The 20157-nt window shown below is 67.2% G+C and carries 15 protein-coding genes and 1 tRNA gene; 12 read left to right on the top strand and 4 right to left on the bottom strand.

Annotation, left to right across the window (positions count from 1 at the left end; genetic code table 11):
* Positions 1 to 292: 292 nt before the first annotated feature.
* From gltB to pyk, 4 genes are all read left to right on the top strand, one after another.
* On the top strand, positions 293 to 4816 hold the full coding sequence (gene gltB / locus EV650_RS09620; RefSeq protein WP_134117415.1) for a glutamate synthase large subunit: 4524 nt from the start codon (positions 293 to 295) through the stop codon (positions 4814 to 4816).
* The gene (locus EV650_RS09615; protein ID WP_134117413.1) at positions 4816 to 6282 is read left to right on the top strand and encodes a glutamate synthase subunit beta; all 1467 of its coding nucleotides are present in this window, start codon (positions 4816 to 4818) and stop codon (positions 6280 to 6282) included. Before gltB ends, EV650_RS09615 begins: the two co-directional genes overlap by 1 nt.
* 88 nt (positions 6283 to 6370) lie before the next feature.
* The gene (locus EV650_RS09610; RefSeq protein WP_238174113.1) at positions 6371 to 7921 is read left to right on the top strand and encodes a metallophosphoesterase family protein; all 1551 of its coding nucleotides are present in this window, start codon (positions 6371 to 6373) and stop codon (positions 7919 to 7921) included.
* 99 nt (positions 7922 to 8020) lie between these two features.
* Entirely contained in the window at positions 8021 to 9472 is a 1452-nt protein-coding gene (gene pyk / locus EV650_RS09605) for a pyruvate kinase (RefSeq protein ID WP_134117411.1), read from the top strand.
* Positions 9473 to 9681: 209 nt separating this feature from the next.
* Here the strand turns inward: pyk and EV650_RS09600 are convergent, their stop codons facing one another.
* On the bottom strand, positions 9682 to 10431 hold the full coding sequence (locus EV650_RS09600; protein WP_134117409.1) for a transcriptional regulator: 750 nt from the start codon (positions 10429 to 10431) through the stop codon (positions 9682 to 9684).
* 47 nt (positions 10432 to 10478) lie between these two features.
* A tRNA-Leu gene (locus EV650_RS09595) sits at positions 10479 to 10551 on the bottom strand.
* Between the two features lie 85 nt (positions 10552 to 10636).
* Here EV650_RS09595 and EV650_RS09590 point away from each other — a divergent pair.
* The 7 genes from EV650_RS09590 to EV650_RS09555 all read left to right on the top strand — a co-directional run bounded on the left by EV650_RS09590 (position 10637) and on the right by EV650_RS09555 (position 18220).
* Positions 10637 to 11413: a helix-turn-helix domain-containing protein gene (locus EV650_RS09590; RefSeq protein ID WP_134117407.1), complete on the top strand. Its 777-nt coding sequence runs from the start codon at positions 10637 to 10639 to the stop codon at positions 11411 to 11413.
* Between the two features lie 15 nt (positions 11414 to 11428).
* Positions 11429 to 12019, top strand: coding sequence for an ANTAR domain-containing response regulator (locus EV650_RS09585; RefSeq protein ID WP_134117405.1), 591 nt, complete (start codon positions 11429 to 11431; stop codon positions 12017 to 12019).
* A gap of 180 nt (positions 12020 to 12199) precedes the next feature.
* Positions 12200 to 13441 carry a branched-chain amino acid ABC transporter substrate-binding protein gene (locus tag EV650_RS09580; RefSeq protein ID WP_238174112.1) on the top strand — a complete coding sequence of 414 codons (1242 nt, stop codon included), beginning with the start codon at positions 12200 to 12202 and terminating at the stop codon, positions 13439 to 13441.
* A gap of 84 nt (positions 13442 to 13525) precedes the next feature.
* A complete protein-coding gene (locus EV650_RS09570) occupies positions 13526 to 14842 on the top strand; it encodes a branched-chain amino acid ABC transporter permease (protein ID WP_238174111.1) in 1317 nt (438 codons plus the stop codon).
* A complete protein-coding gene (locus tag EV650_RS09565) occupies positions 14839 to 16554 on the top strand; it encodes a branched-chain amino acid ABC transporter permease (RefSeq protein ID WP_134117403.1) in 1716 nt (571 codons plus the stop codon). The genes EV650_RS09570 and EV650_RS09565 overlap by 4 nt, the downstream gene beginning before the upstream one ends.
* Complete coding sequence (locus EV650_RS09560; protein WP_134117401.1) at positions 16551 to 17507, top strand: ABC transporter ATP-binding protein; 957 nt, start codon at positions 16551 to 16553, stop codon at positions 17505 to 17507. The genes EV650_RS09565 and EV650_RS09560 overlap by 4 nt, the downstream gene beginning before the upstream one ends.
* Positions 17504 to 18220: an ABC transporter ATP-binding protein gene (locus tag EV650_RS09555; protein WP_134117399.1), complete on the top strand. Its 717-nt coding sequence runs from the start codon at positions 17504 to 17506 to the stop codon at positions 18218 to 18220. The genes EV650_RS09560 and EV650_RS09555 overlap by 4 nt, the downstream gene beginning before the upstream one ends.
* A gap of 16 nt (positions 18221 to 18236) precedes the next feature.
* On the opposite strand, the gene EV650_RS09550 is transcribed toward EV650_RS09555, so the two are convergent.
* Positions 18237 to 18953: a DUF554 domain-containing protein gene (locus EV650_RS09550; protein ID WP_238174110.1), complete on the bottom strand. Its 717-nt coding sequence runs from the start codon at positions 18951 to 18953 to the stop codon at positions 18237 to 18239.
* A 151-nt stretch (positions 18954 to 19104) separates the two neighbouring features.
* Between EV650_RS09550 and EV650_RS09545 the strand changes: the two genes are divergently transcribed.
* Positions 19105 to 19704 carry a GNAT family N-acetyltransferase gene (locus EV650_RS09545; protein WP_238174109.1) on the top strand — a complete coding sequence of 200 codons (600 nt, stop codon included), beginning with the start codon at positions 19105 to 19107 and terminating at the stop codon, positions 19702 to 19704.
* Here the strand turns inward: EV650_RS09545 and EV650_RS09540 are convergent.
* Positions 19667 to 20056, bottom strand: a complete 390-nt coding sequence (locus tag EV650_RS09540; protein WP_134119984.1) for a hotdog fold thioesterase — start codon at positions 20054 to 20056, stop codon at positions 19667 to 19669. The genes EV650_RS09545 and EV650_RS09540 overlap by 38 nt on opposite strands.
* Positions 20057 to 20157 lie beyond the last annotated feature (101 nt).

Raw genomic sequence — 20157 nt, 5'->3', positions numbered from 1 at the left:
CCCGGCCGCCAAACCATCGAGCAGATCTATCACCCAATTGGTCCACTCCACCCACCTCTTCTGCCGATCTGGTCTCAGTGGGTGAATTTCTGGGTGGCGGGTGGTTGTGGGGGCGGTGGGCTGGGAAGATGGGGGCTAGTAGTGAGCGCTTGCTTACTGTGGGTTATCAAGGCGTTTCGCGGTGGACTGGAAGTCCAGCTGGCGGGCGTCATGAGGTAGTCTCGGGACACCCGGCTTGGGCCAATGTTGTCCCGCGGCCAGTTGTTGACCGTAGGACGACGGGAGCCCCTGAATGTATGGTCGCGCCCCCTTCCGGAGCGAGGGTCTCTACGACGGCACCCACGAGCACGACGCTTGTGGTGTTGCTTTCGTCGCGACTCTGACCGGTGAACCCAGCCACGACATCGTGGCCAAGGCCTTGACCGCCCTGCGCAATCTCGAGCACCGTGGCGCGTCCGGTGCCGAGCCCGACTCCGGCGACGGTGCCGGCATCCTGCTCCAGGTCCCGGACGCTTTCTACCGCAAGGTGTGCGAGTTCGAGCTGCCGGCGCCGCACAGCTACGCGACCGGTATCGCGTTCCTGCCCGCCGATCCCGACGACGCCGCCAAGGCGATCAACCGGATCGAGGAGCTGGCCGCCGAGGAGCAGCTGAGAGTGATCGGCTGGCGGGACATCCCGACCACCCCGGACCTGCTCGGCGCGACCGCGCGTTCGGTGATGCCGACGTTCAAGCAGCTGTTCGTCAGCGCGAAGGCCGGCCGGGTACTCGGCCTGGCGCTGGAGCGGATGGCGTTCCGGCTGCGGAAGCGGGCCGAGAAGGAGACGGAGACCTACTTCCCGTCGCTGTCCGGCCGGACCATCACCTACAAGGGGATGCTGACCACCGACCAGCTGGACAAGTTCTTTCCCGAGCTGACCGACCCCGACCTCGCCTCGGCGATCGGCATCGTGCACTCGCGGTTCTCCACCAACACGTTCCCGTCCTGGCCGCTCGCCCACCCGTACCGGTACATCGCCCACAACGGCGAGATCAACACCGTCCAGGGCAACCGGAACTGGATGCGCGCCCGCGAGGCCCTGCTCGCCAGCGACCTGATCCCTGGTGACCTCGAGCAGCTCTACCCGATCTGTACGCCGGGAGCCTCGGACTCGGCCTCGTTCGACGAGGTCCTCGAGCTCCTGCACCTCGGCGGCCGCTCGCTGCCGCACGCGATGCTGATGATGATCCCGGAGGCGTGGGAGAACGCCGCCGGCATGGACGCGAAGCGGCGTGCGTTCTACGAGTTCCACTCGACCCTGATGGAGCCGTGGGACGGCCCGGCGTCGGTGGTCTTCTCCGACGGCACCAAGGTCGGCGCGGTCCTCGACCGCAACGGTCTGCGCCCCTCGCGCTACTGGGTCACCGAGGACGGTCTCGTCGTACTCGCGTCCGAGGCCGGCGTGCTCGACATCGACCCGGCTACCGTCACCGAGAAGGGCCGGCTCGAGCCGGGCCGGATCTTCCTGGTCGACGTCGACGCGCACCGGATCATCACCGACAGCGAGGTGAAGAACGCGGTCGCCGCCGAGCATCCGTACGACGAGTGGCTGCACGCCGGCCTGATCCGGTTCGAGGACCTGCACGAGCGCGAGCACGTCGTCCACAGCCACGCGTCGGTGGCGCGGCGGCAGCAGGTCTTCGGGTACACCGAGGAGGAGCTGCGCGTCATCCTCACCCCGATGGCGAAGTCTGGCGCGGAGCCGATCGGCTCGATGGGAACGGACACGCCGATCGCGGTCCTGAGCGACCGGCCGCGGCTGCTGTTCGACTACTTCGCGCAGCTGTTCGCGCAGGTCACCAACCCGCCGCTGGACGCGATCCGCGAGGAGCTCGTGACCTCGCTGTCGTCGAGCCTCGGCCCGGAGTCGAACCTGCTGAACCCGAGCCCGGCCTCCTGCCGTCAGGTGGTCATCCCGTTCCCGGTGATCACCAACGACGAGCTGGCCAAGCTCCGGCACATCAACCTTGACGGCGACATGCCCGGCCTGGCCACCACGGTCCTGCGCGGGGTGTACGACGTCGAAGGCGGCGGCGAGGCGCTCCGGACGCGGCTCGACGAGATCTGCGCCGAGGCCGACGCCGCGATCACCGAGGGCGCTCGCATCCTGGTGCTCTCCGACCGGCACTCGAACGCCGACAGCGCGCCGATCCCGTCGCTGCTGCTGACCGCCGCGGTCCATCACCACCTGGTGAGGGAGAAGACCCGCACCCAGGTCGGTCTCGTCGTCGAGGCCGGTGACGTCCGCGAGGTCCACCACGTCGCGCTCCTGATGGGGTACGGCGCGGCCGCGATCAACCCGTACCTGGCGCTGGAGTCCGTCGAGGACCTCTGCCGTCAGGGCACTTACCTGCCGGGGATCGAGCCCGAGCAGGCTGTCCGCAACGTGGTGAAGTCGCTCGGCAAGGGCGTGCTCAAGGTCATGTCGAAGATGGGCGTCTCGACGGTCGCGTCGTACACCGGCGCCCAGATCTTCGAGGCGAACGGGCTGTCCCCGTTCCTGGTCGACATCTACTTCACCGGTACGTCGTCGAGGATCGGCGGCGTCGGCCTGGACGCGATCGCCGAGGAGGTACGCCGCCGGCATCTGCGCGCGTACCCGGCGGACGGGATCCTGCCCGCGCACCGCAAGCTGGAGATCGGCGGCGAGTACCAGTGGCGGCGTGAAGGCGAGCCGCACCTGTTCGACCCGGACACGGTGTTCCGGCTGCAGCACAGCACCCGGACCGGTCGCTACGACATCTTCAAGCAGTACACCTCCCGCGTGGACGAGCAGTCCGAGCGGCTGATGACGCTGCGCGGTCTGTTCGGCTTCAACTCGGACCGCGAGCCGATCTCGATCGACGAGGTCGAGCCGGTCAGCGCGATCGTCAAGCGGTTCTCCACCGGTGCGATGAGCTACGGATCGATCAGCGCCGAGGCGCACCAGACGCTGGCGATCGCGATGAACCGGCTCGGCGGCAAGTCGAACACCGGTGAGGGCGGCGAGGACGCCGACCGGCTGTACGACCCGACCCGGCGGAGCTCGATCAAGCAGGTCGCGTCGGGGCGCTTCGGCGTCACGGCGGAGTACCTGACGAACTCCGACGACATCCAGATCAAGATGGCGCAGGGCGCGAAGCCCGGCGAGGGTGGTCAGCTGCCCGGACCGAAGGTGTACCCGTGGGTGGCGAACACGCGGCACTCGACGCCGGGTGTCGGCCTGATCTCGCCGCCGCCGCACCACGACATCTACTCGATCGAGGACCTGGCCCAGCTGATCCACGACCTGAAGAACGCGAACCCGCAGGCGCGGATCCACGTGAAGCTGGTCTCCGAGGTCGGCGTCGGCACGATCGCGGCCGGTGTCAGCAAGGCTCACGCGGACGTCGTGCTGATCTCCGGCCACGACGGCGGTACGGGCGCGGCGCCGCTGACCTCGCTGAAGCACGCCGGCGGTCCGTGGGAGCTCGGCCTGGCCGAGACGCAGCAAACTCTGCTGCTCAACGGTTTGCGCGACCGGATCGTCGTACAAACCGATGGTCAGTTGAAGACTGGGCGGGACGTCGTCATCGCCGCGCTGCTCGGCGCGGAGGAGTACGGTTTCGCGACCGCGCCGCTCGTGGTTTCGGGCTGCATCATGATGCGGGTCTGCCACCTGGACACCTGCCCGGTCGGGGTCGCGACGCAGAACCCGGTACTGCGCGAGCGGTTCTCCGGCAAGCCCGAGTTCGTGGTGAACTTCTTCGAGTTCATCGCCGAGGAAGTCCGGGAATACCTTGCTGAGCTGGGTTTCCGGACCCTCGAGGAGGCGATCGGGCACGCCGAGGTGCTGGACGTCCACCGCGCCGTCGACCACTGGAAGGCGGACGGTCTCGACCTGGCGCCGATCCTGCACGTGCCGTCGCTGCCCGAGGGCGCGTCGCGGCACCAGGTGGTCAAGCAGAACCACGGCCTGGACAAGGCACTCGACAACGAGCTGATCCGGATCTGCCGGCCCGCCCTGGAGAACGGCGAGCCGGTACGGGCGCAGCTCGCGATCCGGAACGTGAACCGGACCGTCGGCACGATGCTCGGCCACGAGATCACCAAGCGGTACCGCGCGGCCGGCCTGGCCGACGGCACCATCGACCTGACCTTCACCGGGTCGGCCGGCAACTCGTTCGCCGCCTTCGTCCCGAACGGAGTAACCCTGCGACTCGAGGGTGACGCCAACGACTACGTCGGCAAGGGTCTGTCCGGTGGCCGCGTGGTCATCCGGCCGGATCGGCATGCGCGGTTCGATGCGGCCGACCAGATCATCGCCGGCAACGTGATCGCGTACGGCGCGACCTCGGGTGAACTGTTCATCAGTGGTGGCGTCGGGCAACGGTTCTGCGTCCGGAACTCGGGTGCGACCGCGATCGTCGAGTCGGTCGGCGACCACGCCTGCGAGTACATGACCGGTGGGCGCGTCGTCGTACTCGGCCCTGTCGGCCGGAACTTCGCGGCGGGCATGTCGGGCGGCGTGGCCCACGTGCTCGACCTGGACCACGCCCTGGTGAACCCGGAGCTGGTGGATCTGCACCCGGTCACCACGGACGAGGCCGAACTCCTGCACGACCTGGTACGCCGGCACTTCGAGGAGACCGGATCGGAACGGGCGGCCAAGCTGCTCGCCGACTGGCCCGCCGCCGCCGCCAGGATCACCACGGTGATGCCCCGCGACTACGCCCGGGTGCTGGCGGCCAAGGCGGCCGCCGAGCGGGACGGGCTGGACGAGGACGCCACCACGCGAGCGATGATGGAGGCCATCTGATGGCTGACCCGAAGGGATTCCTGACCACACCGCGGGAGGTCGCCGACCGTCGGCCGGTCGGCGAGCGGGTGCAGGACTGGAAAGAGGTCTACCCCGGCGGGCCCGGCAAGGCGCTGCTGCCGATCATCACCAAGCAGGCCGGCCGCTGCATGGACTGCGGCATCCCGTTCTGCCACAACGGCTGCCCGCTGGGCAACCTGATCCCGGAGTGGAACGACCTGGTCTGGCGGGACGACTGGTCGAGCGCGATCGAGCGGTTGCACGCGACCAACAACTTCCCGGAGTTCACCGGCCGGCTCTGCCCGGCGCCGTGCGAGACCTCGTGCGTGCTCGGCATCAACCAGGACCCGGTGACGATCAAGAACGTCGAGGTCGCGATCATCGACAAGGCCTGGGAGACCGGCGACGTCCGGCCCCAGCCGCCGGAATGGCTGACCGGTAAGACGATCGCGGTCGTCGGCTCCGGTCCGTCCGGCCTGGCCGCCGCACAGCAGCTGACCCGGGCGGGGCACACGGTCGCGGTCTACGAACGCGCCGACACCCCGGGCGGCCTGCTCAGGTACGGCATCCCGGAGTTCAAGATGGAGAAGCTCCAGGTCGACCGCCGGATCCAGCAGATGAAGGAGGAGGGCACGGTCTTCCGCTCCGGAGTCAACGTCGGCGTGGACGTCACCGGCACCCAGCTCAAGCAGCGGTACGACGCGGTGGTGATCGCGACCGGCGCCACCGCGGCCCGCGACCTGCCGGTGCCGGGCCGTGAGTACGGCGGCATCCACCAGGCGATGGAGTACCTGCCGCAGTCCAACCGGGCCTCGCTCGGTCAGGCCGTCGAGGACCAGATCGTTGCCACTGACAAGGATGTCGTCATCATCGGCGGCGGCGACACCGGCGCCGACTGCCTGGGCACGGCGCACCGGCAGGGTGCTCGCTCGGTGACCCAGCTGGAGATCATGCCGCGACCCGGCGACGACCGGCCCGGCAACCAGCCGTGGCCGACGTACCCGATGATCTACCGGGTCGCGTCCGCGCACGAGGAGGGCGGCGACCGGGTCTACTCGGTCTCCACCGTCAACTTCGAGGCGGATGCCGAGGGCAACGTCTCCGGGTTGAACCTGGTCGAGGTGGAGTTCAAGGACGGCAAGTTCGTGCCGGTCGAGGGCACCGAGCGGACGATCCCGACCCAGCTGGTGCTGCTCGCGATGGGCTTCCTCGGCCCGGAGCGGGAGGGCTTCCTCGAGCAGCTCGGTGTCGAGCTCGACGAGCGCGGCAACGTGAAGCGGGACAAGACGTACCAGACCTCGGTCGAGGGCGTCTTCGCCTGCGGCGACGCCGGCCGCGGCCAGTCCCTGATCGTCTGGGCGATCGCCGAAGGCCGCTCCTGCGCCAACGGGGTCGACACGCTCCTCACCGGGTCCTCGACCCTTCCGACGCCGATCCCGCCGACGGCCCGACCTCTCGCGGTCTGACGGATGCGGGCTACAGGCAACTTGTTTGTAGCCCGCAACCGCGCGCCAGAAGATGCGACGGCTTGAGCTCCGCAATAAGTTGGTGCACGTGGCTACCCGCCTCGTGACCCGAGCCCGGCTCCGTGCGATCGCACCGTGGGCCGGGTTGAGCGTGCTGTTCGTGCTGACCTCGGTCGTGGTCGGGTTGTTCGGGTTCGTGAGCGATTCCGAGCGGGTCACGATCGGCGCGCACGCGGCAACGGTTTCGCCGACGTTCGACGGGTACGCCACGCTCGACCTCGGCGCCGTGCTGCCGCGGCTGCGGATCCCGGCCAACACACCTGGCGGCATCGGCATCAACATCGACGTACAGGAGACCGACGCCGACAACCTCACCGAGCTGCTCACCCGCGACACCCTGATCGCGTCCCAGCCCGACGGTGAGATCGCGCGGATGAAGCAGGTCATCCAGCAGATGGCGGTCGACAACGCGGTCGCCGGAGCCGGATCCGGCCTGCTCGTCGTCGTGGTGGTGGCCACCCTCTGGACGGCGCTGGGGGCGCGACGCCGGCGAGAGCTGTGGCATCTGGTCCACCGGCACGAGCGCCGGTTCGAGCATCGGGCCATCGTCGTACTGGTCGCGATGCTGATCACGATCGCGTCGATCTACGGACCCGGACGGATGCGACCGGCCGACGTACCGCCAACGCAGTGGCAGCCGTTGGTCAAGCTGCTACCGGACCTGTCGTTCGACGACCGGCTGAAGTCGGTCGAGGTCGCGTCCGGGTTCTCCACCACCGGCGGCGTCGGGGTGATCCGGACCCTGGTCGAGACGTACCGGAAGTCCACCGAGCTGTACGGCGAGCTGAAGGACCGGGTCTCCGATGTCACCACCCAGATCCACCAGCCGAACAAAGACGAGACGGTCGCGCTGCTGGTCTCGGACCGGCACGACAACATCGGCATCGACGGGTTCGCGTCCGCGGTGGGTAAGGCGGCCGGCGCGAAGCTGCTGATCGACGCCGGTGACGACACCTCGTCCGGGCAGAGCTGGGAAGCGTTCAGCATCAACTCGCTGAAGCAGCACTTCAAGGACCTCAAGGTGGTCGCGGTGGCCGGCAACCACGACGCCGGCGGGCACGTCGAGGACTTCATGCGCAAGGCCGGGTTCACCGTGCTCGACAGCAAGCCGGTCGAGGTCGAGGGGATCCGGTTCCTCGGCGACAGCGACCCGACCAAGACCGGGCTCGGCAGCGCCGACACGCCCGGCGACGAGACGATCGACCACCAGTCGAAGCGGCTCGCGGACGTCGCTTGCGACCAGCCCGACGACAAGCGGATCTCGACGATGGTGGTGCACGACCCGTCGTCGTTCGCCGACACCGCCACCCGCGGGTGCGCGACATTGCTGTTGTCCGGTCATTTGCACCGTCAGGTCGGGCCTGAGCACACCGTGGTCGACCAGCGGGAGGTCACGACGTACACCAACGGGACGACCGGGGGAGCGGCGTACGCCTTCGCGCTCGGCTACACCTTGCGGAAACCAGGTGAGGTCACCCTCATCACGTACCTGAAAGGGCTGCCGGTCGGTCTGCAGACGGTCACCGCGCAGCCGAGTGGTGACGTGACCGTCGGGGCCTACACCCCCTTGTCTTCTTGACGATTCAGGCGATGTACCTGATTGCCTTCAGCTGTTAACTGTCCAGTAACGGGGGTGGACCAGCGGGGGCAGTGGTTTGCAGGAGTAGGGTTTTGTGACGTGCGTCGCGCAAAGATCGTTTGTACGCTCGGCCCGGCTACTGCCGCCCCCGAGCGCATCCTGGAACTCGTCCAAGCAGGTATGGACGTCGCAAGACTCAACCTGAGTCATGGCGCCCATGCCGAGCATGAGCGCATCTATCAGCGGATCCGCACCGCAGCCGCGGAGACCGGCCACAACGTCGGCATCCTGGTCGACCTGCAGGGCCCGAAGATCCGCCTGGCCGAGTTCGCCGAGGGCAAGGCAACGCTGACCTACGGCGAGCGGTTCACGATCACCACCCGGGAGGTGCCGGGTGACCAGACCATCTGCGGTACGACGTACGACGGTCTGGCGGGCGACGTGAGCCCCGGCGACCAGCTGCTCATCGACGACGGCCGGATCGCGCTGGTGGCCGAGGAGGTCACCGAGACCGACGTGATCTGCCGGGTCACCGTCGGCGGGCCGGTGTCCAACCACAAGGGCATCAACCTGCCCGGTGTCACGGTGAGCGTGCCGGCAATGTCGGAGAAGGACGCCGAGGACCTGCGCTGGGCACTGCACCTGCCGGCCGACATCATCGCGCTGTCCTTCGTCCAGCGCGCGGACGACATCCGGATCGTGCACAAGATCATGGAAGAGGAAGGTCACCGGATCCCGGTGATCGCCAAGATCGAGAAGCCGCAGGCGGTCGCCAACCTCGACGAGATCATCGACGCCTTCGACGGCTTCATGGTGGCCCGCGGTGACCTCGGCGTGGAGCTCCCGCTGGAGGAGGTCCCGCTGGTCCAGAAGCTGATCATCGACCAGGCCCGGCTGAACGCGAAGCCGGTGATCGTCGCCACCCAGATGCTGGAGTCGATGATCTCCGCCCCGCGGCCGACCCGGGCCGAGGCCTCCGACGTCGCGAACGCCGTACTCGACGGCGCGGACGCGGTCATGCTGTCCGGTGAGACCAGCGTCGGCCGGTTCCCGATCGAGACCGTCAAGACGATGTCGCGGATCGTGGAGTCGACCGAGGAACACGGCCTGAGCCGGGTCCAGGCGATCGAGTGGGAGCCGAAGACCAAGGGCGGCGTGATCGCCCGTGCGGCCGCGGACGTGGCCGAGCGGCTGGACGCGAAGTACCTGATCGCCTTCACCCAGTCCGGCGACACCGCGCTCCGGCTGGCCCGCTACCGCACCGAGGTCCCGCTGCTCGCGTTCACCCCGGTCCCGTCGGTCAGCGCCTGGCTGAGCGTCGTGTGGGGCGTGGAAACGTTCATCGTCCCCACCGTCGAACACACCGACGAAATGGTCCGCCAGGTAGACCAGCGCCTGCTGGAGCTCGGCAAACTCAACAAGGGCGACCTGGTCGTCATCGTTGCCGGCTCCCCACCCAGCATCCCCGGCTCCACCAACGCCCTCCGAGTCCACCGAATGGGCGACGCCATAGACGGCATAGCCCCCGCCTACCGAAGCCAAAACCCGTAACCAGCACGCACCGCCCGAGGCGGCCGGCCACCTGACCGCCCGCCTCCGCCCGAGCCATGAACCGGGGCCGGAGACAAGAACTGGGGTCTGGAGACAGGTTATTTCCTGTCTCCAGACCCCAAAGGGTGTCCACAGTCCCGCGAACTGCACGGAAGGCGACCCAAAGGCGCCCCGGCCTGATGCTCAGGCACGTTGTATAGGCGGCTCACCTACGACTTCGAGCCGATGAATTCGTCTAGTCTGCCTACCGCTTCTCGGCGGGCTACGGACAACGCGTTTCGGCGGGGCATGCGCCAAGGGATGTCCAGGAGGTCGAGAGCCCACTGGCACAGTTGCATGATGTCGGCGGACTCGTTGGAGAACATGTAGCGGGGATATTCGTGCCGCTTCTGTACGCCGCCGACTGTGCGACTCGTCCAGTTCGCGACCCGGCAGCCGTCGGAGTTGAACAGGCCGCGGAGGAAGAGTTCGGGGCACTCGGCAACGATCTCCTGCTGCCAGGTCGCCAGCTCGATGGTCCGGCGATGCTTGGGTCCTGGTCCGTGCTGCGGGAACAAGCACGGCCAGTGCTTCCAGTACGCAACCACCGACGTGTATCCGACGGCCTGGACGCGGTGCACCGGTCGGCTCGGGTGTACGGCGAGAATCGCGTCCGCCGTCTCGTCGATCAGCCGGGGGTAGGCGTCGTCACAGGCGATCCGGAGCGCGTACACGTCTCGGCGGTGCTTCGACAGGCAGCCGTCTCCGAGATACAACCCGAGCAAGTGCGCGTACGACGTACCCGGCAGCTTCCCGTTCGCGCACCGAGGACAGTCACTCGGGTACGTCCTACGACCCTCACGGTTCCGCCAGTCACGGAGCGTAGCTCGGCTGACGCCGAGATGCTTGCTGATCGAGTTGAGACTCTCACCGCCGGCCATTGCGGCTCGTGCGGTGGCCCGCGTCTCCTCGTCGTACATGACCCGAGGTTGCCAGCCACGACCGACAGATTCCGGCCACCTATTTGTGCCCTGGGTGGGATTTGAACCCACACTGTGCGGGTTTTGAATCCGCTCCCTCTGCCGTTGGGGTACCAGGGCTGATGCGCTCCGTGTGCGCTCGAAGATCCTAGCCCATCCGGTCGCTCGAACAGAAAACTGTCGGTGGCCGGCGGGAGCATTGGGTATGGGGCACTTCAGGTCGCGGGAGACGGTGGAGTCGGCGTTGCGGATGTCTGATGATGGCGTCCCCGATCGCGTCAATGCCGCGATCCACGGTGTTGCGTTGCGGACGATTCGGACGTGGCGGCGGCGTTATCAACGGGACGGCTGGATCCGCAAGGGGAGCGGATACCCGGCGACGCCGTGTCCTCGGTGTGACGGGGCCGAGCTCGACGAGGCGGCGTACGCGTTGTTGCTGGGGTGGTATCTGGGGGACGGATCGATCGCCAGGGCGCGGCGTGGAGTTTTCACGCTGCAGATCGTCAACGACGAGCGGTATGTCGAGCTCAATCAGGAGATTGCCGAGACGATTCGACAGGTCAAACCCGGCGCGAGTCCCTGTCTGCGGGGAGGTGACGGAGCGATTCGGGTTGAGGCGCGGTGGAAGCACTGGCCTTGTGTGTTTCCGCAGCATGGTCCGGGGCGGAAGCATCTGCGGAAGATCGAGTTGGAGGATTGGCAGCGGGAGATAGTTGCCAAGTACCCCGAACAGTTGCTGCGCGGGTTGTTTCATTCGGATGGGTGCCGGTTCGTGAACTGGGCAAGCAAGCCGGAGTCAGGCAAGCGCTACTTCTACGTTCGGTACATGTTCTCCAACGAGTCGGACGACATCCGGAAGATCCTGACCGACACGTTGGATCTGCTCGGGATTCCTTGGCGGCAACCGCGGCGGAACGCGATCGCGGTGAGCCGGAAGGAGGGGGTCGCCGCGCTGGATGGGTTCGTGGGGCCGAAGAGCTGAGGGGGGATCGCTAAGGTGTGCGGTGTGACTGCTAAGCGTGTGGTGATCGCTGAGGATGAGGCTTTGATTCGGATGGATCTGGCCGAGATGCTGGCTGAGGAGGGGTACGACGTCGTCGGGCAGGCGGGGGATGGGGAAGAGGCCATCCGGTTGGCGACGGATCTTCGGCCGGATCTGGTGATTCTGGACGTCAAGATGCCGAAGCTGGACGGGCTGAGTGCGGCCGAGAAGATCGCCGGTGAGCGGATCGCGCCGGTGCTGATGCTGACCGCGTTCTCGCAGCGCGAGCTGGTCGAGCGGGCCCGTGACGCCGGCGCCATGGCGTACCTGGTGAAACCGTTCTCCAAGGCGGATCTGCTGCCCGCGATCGAGATCGCCGCCTCTCGGTACGTCGAGCTGGCCGAGCTGGAGCGGGAGGTCGCGGACCTGGCCGAGCGGCTGGAGACCCGCAAACTGGTCGACCGGGCCAAGTCGATCCTGCAGACCAAGTTCGGGCTGTCCGAGCCGGACTCGTTCCGGTGGATCCAGAAAACCGCAATGGATAAAAGAGTTTCGATGCGGCAGGTCGCGCAGTTGGTCGTTGACGAGGCTGGCAGTAGCGAGTGAATCACTCTGTGCTCATCTGACTGAGCGGGCGTACAGCAACTACTTCTGCCCATGCTGCTTACCGCTGTAACGACCTCACAACACACGCTCCGTGACATCGCTTGAAGAGCCCCCAGAGGTCTAGCCTGCGGATGCTCGCGGCAAACGCGGGAGTCCGGGGATTCGCCGGACTATCCAGACATGGGAGGAACAGTGCACCAGCGTTCCGTAGTAAGGGTCGGCGCGTCGCTGATCGTTGCGTCGTTGGCCCTGACTGCCTGCGGTTCACGCAGTGGCAACGACTCCGGGGGGAGCTCCGGGGGCTCGACGAAGACTGCCAAGATCGGCGTGATCGCGCCTCTGTCGGGAGACTTGTCGGCACTGGGTCTGGGTATCCAGCACTCGGTCGAGCTGGCCGTGAAGCAGGCCAACGACTCCGGCGCGATTCCGGGCTGGAAGCTCGAGGTCGTGCCGAAGGACGACGAGGCCAAGCCGGACCCGGGTAAGAACGCCGCCACGGCGCTGGCCGGTGACGCCGACGTGATCGGCGTGGTCGGCACGCTGAACACCAGCGTCAGCCAGCAGGTCCAGCCGGTGCTCGCGCCGAAGAACATCGTCCAGGTCTCGCCGGCCAACACCGGCCCGGGCCTGACCCAGGGCGCCAACTGGCAGACCGCTCCGAAGCGGCCGTACCCGACGTACTTCCGTACCTGCACCACCGACGCGGTCCAGGGCCCGTTCGCGGCCCGCTACCTGTACGAGACCGCCAAGATCACCAAGGTCGCCACGATCCACGACAAGAAGGCGTACGGCCAGGGCCTGGTCGGCACCTTCACCGACGAGTTCAAGAAGCTCGGCGGTACCGTCGTCGCGGCGCAGACGATCAACCCGGACGACTCGAACTACCAGGCCGTGATCTCCGCGATCAAGCCGTCCGCACCGCAGGCGATCTACTACGGTGGTGAGTACCCGCAGGCCGGTCCGCTCTCGCAGCAGATGAAGGCCGCCGGTCTGAACGTCCCGCTGATGGGCGGCGACGGCATCTTCGACCCGAAGTACATCACCCTGGCCGGCAAGACCTCCGACAACGACCTGGCCACCTCGGTCGGCGCGCCGGTGGACTCGCTGGACTCGGCGAAGAAGTTCGTCTCGGACTACAACGCGCAGAACTACAAGGAGCCATACGCGGCGTACGGCGGCTACTCCTTCGACGCGGCCAACGCGATCATCAACGCGCTGAAGGTCTCGCTGAAGGACGCCAAGGACGTCGAGTCGGCCCGGCAGGCGACGGTCGATGCCATGAGCAAGGTTTCGTTCGACGGCGTGACCGGCAAGGTCTCCTTCGACCAGTACGGTGACACCACCTCCAAGGTGCTGACCGTCTACAAGGTTGCCGGCGGCAAGTGGGCCACCGTCGAGACCAAGGCGTTCGAAGACAAGTAAGCAGAGTCGACCTCATGTCTCGGGGGTGGGAGTGATCCTCCCGCCCCCGTGGCGTGTCATAACTGAGGCAGATGGGAGGTCGACGTGGACCAGTTCCTGCAACAGCTCGTCAACGGGCTGACCTTGGGCTCGCTGTACGCCCTGATCGCGGTGGGTTACACCGTCGTCTACGGCATCGTGCAGCTCATCAACTTCGCCCACGGCGAGGTCTTCATGATCGGCGCGTTCGGCGCGCTGACCACGTACTTGTTGTTCTTCAACGGTCATACCAGCGTCTGGATCCTGCCGGTGATGATCATCGGCGCGATGATCGCGTCGGTCGGCACCGCGGTGCTGATGGAACGTGTCGCGTACCGTCCCCTGCGGAACGCGCCACGACTGGCACCACTGATCACCGCGATCGGTATCTCGGTGTTCCTGCAGGAGTTCATCCGGCTCTTCTACGAGCAGCCGGGCTGGACCGTGGTGGTGTTCGCCGGTCTGGCGATCGCCATCGGGTACATCGTCGGTGGACGGCAGGCCAAGGTCCACCTGAACAACCCGATCACCAAGTGGTACGACCGTGCCCCGCTGCTCGGCGCCGCGGGCGGTGCCGTCGTGCTGTGGATCGTCGTACGGCTGATCAACACCGACGTGTCCGCGCTGTACGTCGTCGCCGCCATCGTCGGCGGTGCGATCATCGGTACGGCGGTGGGCGTGCTGGCCGGTCTGGCCGCGAAGAAGCACGCGCGGGTGCAGATCAACCTGCAGGCCGTGGCCGCCACGGCAGCCGCGACCGCGTTGTCGGCTGAGATCGGCTGGATCATCTTCAAGCTGCTGATCGACAAGGTCGAGTGGCCGAGTGCGAAGCAGCGCATCCCGTTCCCGCAGCTCGACGTGGTGACCGGTACGGCGCTGCAGGTCGGCGGCGTGACCATCCAGCGGTCCGCGGTCTTCACGGTCGCGGCCCTCGCGGTCTGCGCCGTGGTGCTGTGGTTCTTCATCAACCGGACCCGGCTCGGTCGCGGTATGCAGGCCGTGTCGCAGGACCCGGACACCGCCCGGCTGATGGGTATCAACGTGGACCGGATCATCGTGGTCGCGTTCGCCCTCGGTGCGGTACTCGCTGCCATCGCGGGTGTCTCGCAGGGTCTGCAGAACAACAACATCGACTTCCGGATGGGCTTCCTGGCCGGTCTGAAGGCGTTCACCGCCGCCGTGCTCGGTGGTATCGGCAACGTGTACGGCGCCGTTGTCGGCGGTCTCGTGCTCGGTGTGGTTGAGGCGATGGCCACGCAGTACATCCCGGGCCAGTTCGGCGGGAGTACCTGGAAGGACGTGTGGGCCTTCGTCATCCTGATTCTGGTTCTGGTCTTCAGGCCGCAGGGCCTGCTCGGCGCGAGGGTGGTGGACCGCGCATGACGGATGTCAAAACTCCGGTGCCGGAGGCAACGGATGCGCCGGCCGCGAAGCCGGAACGGCCGATCGCGTGGCCGCTGGGCATCGCCGGTGTGGTACTGCTGGTCGTCGGATCGTTCCTGTCCTGGAGCTACGACGGCCAGATCCTGAACGACCTGTCGATCAACTTCTATCCCGGTGGTCTGCAGATCCTGACGCTCATCGGCGCGGTGCTGTCGCTGGTGCTGCTGCTGGCCGAGAAGGGCCCGATGACCAGGCTGGGTGCCTGGCTCGACGCCACGCTCGGCATCCGGACGCTCGGCGCCGGTCTGTCGCTCTACATGGTGCTGATCCTGGTTGCGATCGGCACCGAGTCCGACGGCCTGATCAACGTGAACCCGGGCGGGTACATCTCGCTGGTGGGTGCGCTGCTGATCGCGGTCTCGGGCTGGTTGCTGCCGTTGCGGCAATTGCGGGACATGAGTGAGGCGAGGCTGCCGGGCGGCATCGAGATCCTCACGATCGCGGTGCTGATGGCCGCGGTGCTGTTCGCCGCGGCGTACGCGCTCGGTCTGCAGGACGCCTGGTCGTTCATCCTCTGCCTGGTGTTCATCGCCGTGATCGCGACGGCGTTGTTCCGGACCGGCACGATGACGTTCGTCAGTCACGTCGGGCAGCGGCACAAGAAGGTGCTCACGCTGGCCGCGTTCGTGGTGGCGTTCCTGTTCCCGTTCACGCAGAACGGGTCGGACGCGAACATGTCGATCGCGAACCAGGTGCTGATCTTCGGCGCGACCGCGATGGGCCTGAACATCGTCGTCGGTCTGGCCGGCCTGCTCGACCTCGGGTACATCGCGTTCCTCGGGGCCGGTTCCTACACGGCGGCGGTGCTGTCGAACTCGGCGTTCGCCACGGTCGGGTGGAAGCCGCCGTTCCTGGTCGTGATGCTGGTCGGCGCTGCGGTGTCCGCGACGCTAGGCCTGATCATCGGTACGCCGACGCTGCGGGTCTCAGGTGACTACCTGGCCATCGTGACGCTCGGCTTCGGTGAGATCTTCCGGTTCTCGATGGGCAACCTGGACGGCAACAACGGCCCGAACCTGACCAACGGTCCGAACGGTATCCCGGGTATCCCGGACCTGCAGATCGGCGGGTTCAACTTCGGCGACGAGCATTCGCTCGCCGGCATCGAGCTCGGCAGGTTCTCGAACTACTACTTCCTGCTGCTGATCCTGATCGGCTTCGTCATCCTGGTCTTCGCCCGGCTGAACAACAGCCGGATCGGGCGCGGCTGGGTGGCGATCCGTGAGGACGAGAAGGCCGCCGAGGCGATGGGCGTGAACGTCTTCGGGCTGAAGATCCTCGCGTTCGCGGTCGGTGCGTTCCTGGCCGGTCTGGCCGGCACCATCAAGGCCCACCAGGACGCGGCGGTAAGCCCTGATCAGTACCAGTTCATCGAGTCGGCGTTCCTGCTCGCCGCGATCGTGCTCGGCGGTATGGGCACCATCGCCGGTGTGTTGCTGGGAGCAACGATCCTGAAGCTGCTGCCGGAGAAGCTGCGGTTCTTCTCCGAGTACCGGCTGCTGATGTTCGGGCTGCTGCTCGTGCTGATGATGCGGTTCCGGCCCGAGGGGCTGGTCGCGAGCAGACGAAGGCAGCTCGAGTTCCACGAAGAGGACGAAGAGCTGGCCGTCGAAGTCGAAGAGCAACGCCTGGCCGTCGGGGAGGCGCAATGACAGTGACCGAGTCCCGGCCCGAGGCCACCCGGCCGATCGGCGAGCCGGTCCTGGAAGCCTCCGGCGTGACCATGCGGTTCGGTGGTCTGCTGGCGGTCAACGATGTCAACCTGACCGTCCGCGAGGGCGAGATCGTCGGTCTGATCGGCCCGAACGGGGCCGGCAAGACAACGTTCTTCAACTGCCTCACCGGTCTGTACAAGCCGACCAGCGGTCAGGTCCGGTTCGCCGGCGTACCGCGGAAGGCGCCGAAGGCACCGAAGGTCAAGAAGGGCGAGTCCCTGGACCTCGAGGCCGTGCCGGTTCAGGAGCTGGCGGCGCTGACGCCGTTGCCGCCGAAGCCGCGGGCGGTCGTGCGCGCGGGAATGGCCCGGACGTTCCAGAACATCCGGTTGTTCGCGAACATGACCGCGCTGGAGAACGTGATGGTCGGGCGGTACTGCCGGACCAGCGCGGGCGCGCTCACCTCGGTGCTCCGCGGGCCGAAGTTCCGGCGCGAGGAGGAGGCGACCCGGGCTCGGGCCCAGGAGCTGCTCGACTTCGTCGGCCTCGGCAAGTCCACCGAGCACCTGGCCCGGAACATGCCGTACGGCGACCAGCGCCGGCTCGAGATCGCGCGGGCGCTGGCCACCGACCCGAAGCTCATCCTGCTGGACGAGCCGACGGCCGGTATGAACCCGCAGGAGACCCGGCAGGCGATGGACCTGATCTTCAAGATCCGGGACTCCGGGCTGTCGGTCGTGGTGATCGAGCACGACATGCGGTTCATCTTCAACCTGTGCGACCGGGTGCTGTGTCTGGTCCAGGGGCAGGCCCTGATCGAGGGCACCCCGGACGAGGTGCAGTCCGACCCGCGGGTGATCGAGGCCTACATCGGCACCGGTGAGGACGACGACGAGGATGCTCCGCAGGACGCCGTACCGGATTCGACACCCGGGGAGGAGAAGCCATGACCGCGATGCTCGAGGTCAAGGACCTGGAAGTTGCCTACGGCAAGATCCTTGCGGTGAAGAAGATCAGCTTCAGCGTGGAGCAGGGGCAGGTGGTGTCGCTGATCGGCACCAACGGCGCCGGCAAGACCACCACGCTGAAGACGATCTCCGGGCTGCTCCGGCCGACGGCCGGCGAGATCTGGTTCCAGGGTGAGCGGATCGACCACGTGGCGGCGCACGACATCGTCACCCGGGGTCTGGCCCACTCGCCCGAGGGCCGGCGGATCTTCCCGCGGCTGTCGGTCGAGGAGAACCTGATGCTCGGCGCGTTCGCGCGCCGGGACCCGGCCGCGGTGCGGGCCGACCTCGAAGCGGCGTACGAGCTGTTCCCGATCCTGGGGGAGCGGCGCAAGCAGCCGGCCGGTACGTTCTCCGGCGGTGAGCAGCAGATGCTGGCGATGGGCCGGGCGATGATGAGCCGGCCGAAGCTGATGATGCTGGACGAGCCGTCGATGGGTCTGTCGCCGATCATGATGAAGCGGATCATGTCCACGGTGACCGAGCTGCAGCGGCAGGGTACGACGATCCTGCTGGTCGAGCAGAACGCCCAGGCGGCCTTGAAGCGGGCCGACTTCGGCTACGTGCTCGAGGTCGGCAAGATCGTGCTGTCCGGTAGCGGCAGCGACCTGTTGGTGAACGACTCGGTCCGTAAGGCCTATCTCGGCGAGGACTGAGACCCATGCTGCTGGTTCAGTTGCGGATGACAACGAGCAACTGAACCAGCAGCGGGGCAACGATCAACGCGGGCAGTAGATCGGCGACCGCGACCTGCTTGATCTTCAGCAGCCGCAGCGCCACCCCGATCAGCATCACGCCACCGGTCGCGCCGAGCGCGGTCACATGCGCATCCGGCAGTACGTCGCCCAGCAGCGCGCCGACCGCCGTCATCGATCCCTGTACTACGAGAACGACGAGCGCGGACGCGGCCACGCCCCAGCCGAACGACGCGGCGAACGCGATCGACGTGAACCCGTCCAGTACCGCCTTCAGATACAGCTGATCAGCGCCCCGGCCGAGACCGTCGGACAGCGAGCCGAGGAACGTCAGCGGCCCGACGCAGAACACCATCGACGCCGACACGAACCCTTCGACGAAGGTGCTCTGCCCTTCACCGCGGTCGAACCGGCGCTGCATCCACGAGCCGAAGCCCTCCAGCCGTTCCTCGATGTGCAGCAGCGAGCCGATGATCCCGCCGATCAGCATCGCGCCCAGCACGATCAGCACCGGGGCGCTGTCGCCGACCGCGTCGCTGAGCGCTTTGTCGCCGACGGTGAGTGCCGAGGAGATCGCAATCAGCAGCGTGACCAGGCCGATCGCGTCGGTGACCAGCTCCCTGGTCCGGTGACTGAGTCGATGCCCGACGAGTACGCCGAGTACCGATCCGACGAGCACCGTCGCAACGTTCACGACGGTCCCGATTCCGATGAACAACCTGGTCCCTCCGGACAGCTCTGGTCAGCTTTGCATGTGACCCCGGAGGGCCTACTGTTGCGCGAGGACGAGCGTATCGGCCCGTCCGTTCACCTCGGGGGTGGACCGGACCCAGGAGGTCGCTGTGGTGGCAGCCATCGAGGTGAGGGACGCCCGAGAGACCGACGCCGGCGCTCTGGTCGCGTTGTGGCGTGAGCTGACCACCGCCGGGCTGCCGTCCCGGTTGCCGGCGCCGCCGTCGACGGCCGCCGCGGAGGTTGCCGTCAGCAAGCACCTGGACGATCCGTTCGGCCGGCTGCTGGTGGTCGAGCTGGACGGCGACGTGCACGGTATGGCGTACCTGCGCCGGACCGCGGTCAGCCCGCTGCACGACGACACCACGGTCACGGTCGAGTACCTGCACGTCAGCGACTCCGCCCGCCGGCACGGTCTCGGCAAGGCGTTGATCGCGGAGGCGGTCGCTTGGGCCGAGCACGAGAGCTGCGCCCACCTCGCCGTCGTCGCGCCCGCGATCGCCCGCGAGGCGAACCGCTTCCTGGCCCGGCTCGGTCTCGGGCAGGCCGGTGTACTGCGGTTCGCGAACACGCTCACCGTCCGTCGCCGGCTCGCAGCCGAGCACGCGCCGAACCTGCTCGCCCTGCTGTCGTCCCGCCGATCGGCCTTCGCCCGCCGCGCACAGCTCGGCGTGATCAGCTCCCCGGCGGAGCCTGAATCAGCTGGCAAGTGATCCGAGCGGTGCAGACCCGCTTGTCCCGCTCGTCGGTGACGACCACCTCGTACGACGTCGTCGTACGGCCGAGGTAGATCGGCGTCGCGACCCCGGTGACCGTCCCCTCGCGGACCGCGCGGTGATGGGTCGCGTTGATGTCGACGCCGACCGCGACCTTCCCGTACGTCGCCGCGTGCAGTGCGGATCCGATCGAGCCGAGGCTCTCCGCGAGCACGCAGGAGGCGCCGCCGTGGAGGAGACCGTACGGCTGCGTGTTGCCCTTGACGGGCATCGTGCCGACCACCCGCTCGGGTGACGCTTCGCTGACAACGATTCCCATCAGCTGGAGGAGGGTGCCCTCCATGCCCATGCCTGGTCCGAGGTTCGTTTCATCTGTCACGGAAGCAGTGTGTCAGAACTGTCCATGGGACCCACTAGAGTCGGTGTGTGGCTCCAGATACAGGCACTTCT

Origin of the sequence: Kribbella kalugense, assembly GCF_004365875.1 — a bacterium.
Taxonomy (GTDB): domain Bacteria; phylum Actinomycetota; class Actinomycetes; order Propionibacteriales; family Kribbellaceae; genus Kribbella; species Kribbella kalugense.
This window is presented reverse-complemented; position numbering and strand designations above follow the sequence as displayed.

Bases quoted from the DNA above. Each gene is read 5' to 3' on its own strand.
- EV650_RS09600 (WP_134117409.1), bottom strand. From the start codon at position 10,431: ATGTACGACGAGGAGACGCGGGCCACCGCACGAGCCGCAATGGCCGGC.
- EV650_RS09565 (WP_134117403.1), top strand. From the start codon at position 14,839: ATGACGGATGTCAAAACTCCGGTGCCGGAGGCAACGGATGCGCCGGCC.
- gltB (WP_134117415.1), top strand. From the start codon at position 293: ATGTATGGTCGCGCCCCCTTCCGGAGCGAGGGTCTCTACGACGGCACC.
- EV650_RS09580 (WP_238174112.1), top strand. From the start codon at position 12,200: ATGGGAGGAACAGTGCACCAGCGTTCCGTAGTAAGGGTCGGCGCGTCG.
- EV650_RS09560 (WP_134117401.1), top strand. From the start codon at position 16,551: ATGACAGTGACCGAGTCCCGGCCCGAGGCCACCCGGCCGATCGGCGAG.
- EV650_RS09540 (WP_134119984.1), bottom strand. From the start codon at position 20,056: ATGGGCATGGAGGGCACCCTCCTCCAGCTGATGGGAATCGTTGTCAGC.
- EV650_RS09615 (WP_134117413.1), top strand. From the start codon at position 4,816: ATGGCTGACCCGAAGGGATTCCTGACCACACCGCGGGAGGTCGCCGAC.
- EV650_RS09555 (WP_134117399.1), top strand. From the start codon at position 17,504: ATGACCGCGATGCTCGAGGTCAAGGACCTGGAAGTTGCCTACGGCAAG.
- EV650_RS09590 (WP_134117407.1), top strand. From the start codon at position 10,637: ATGGGGCACTTCAGGTCGCGGGAGACGGTGGAGTCGGCGTTGCGGATG.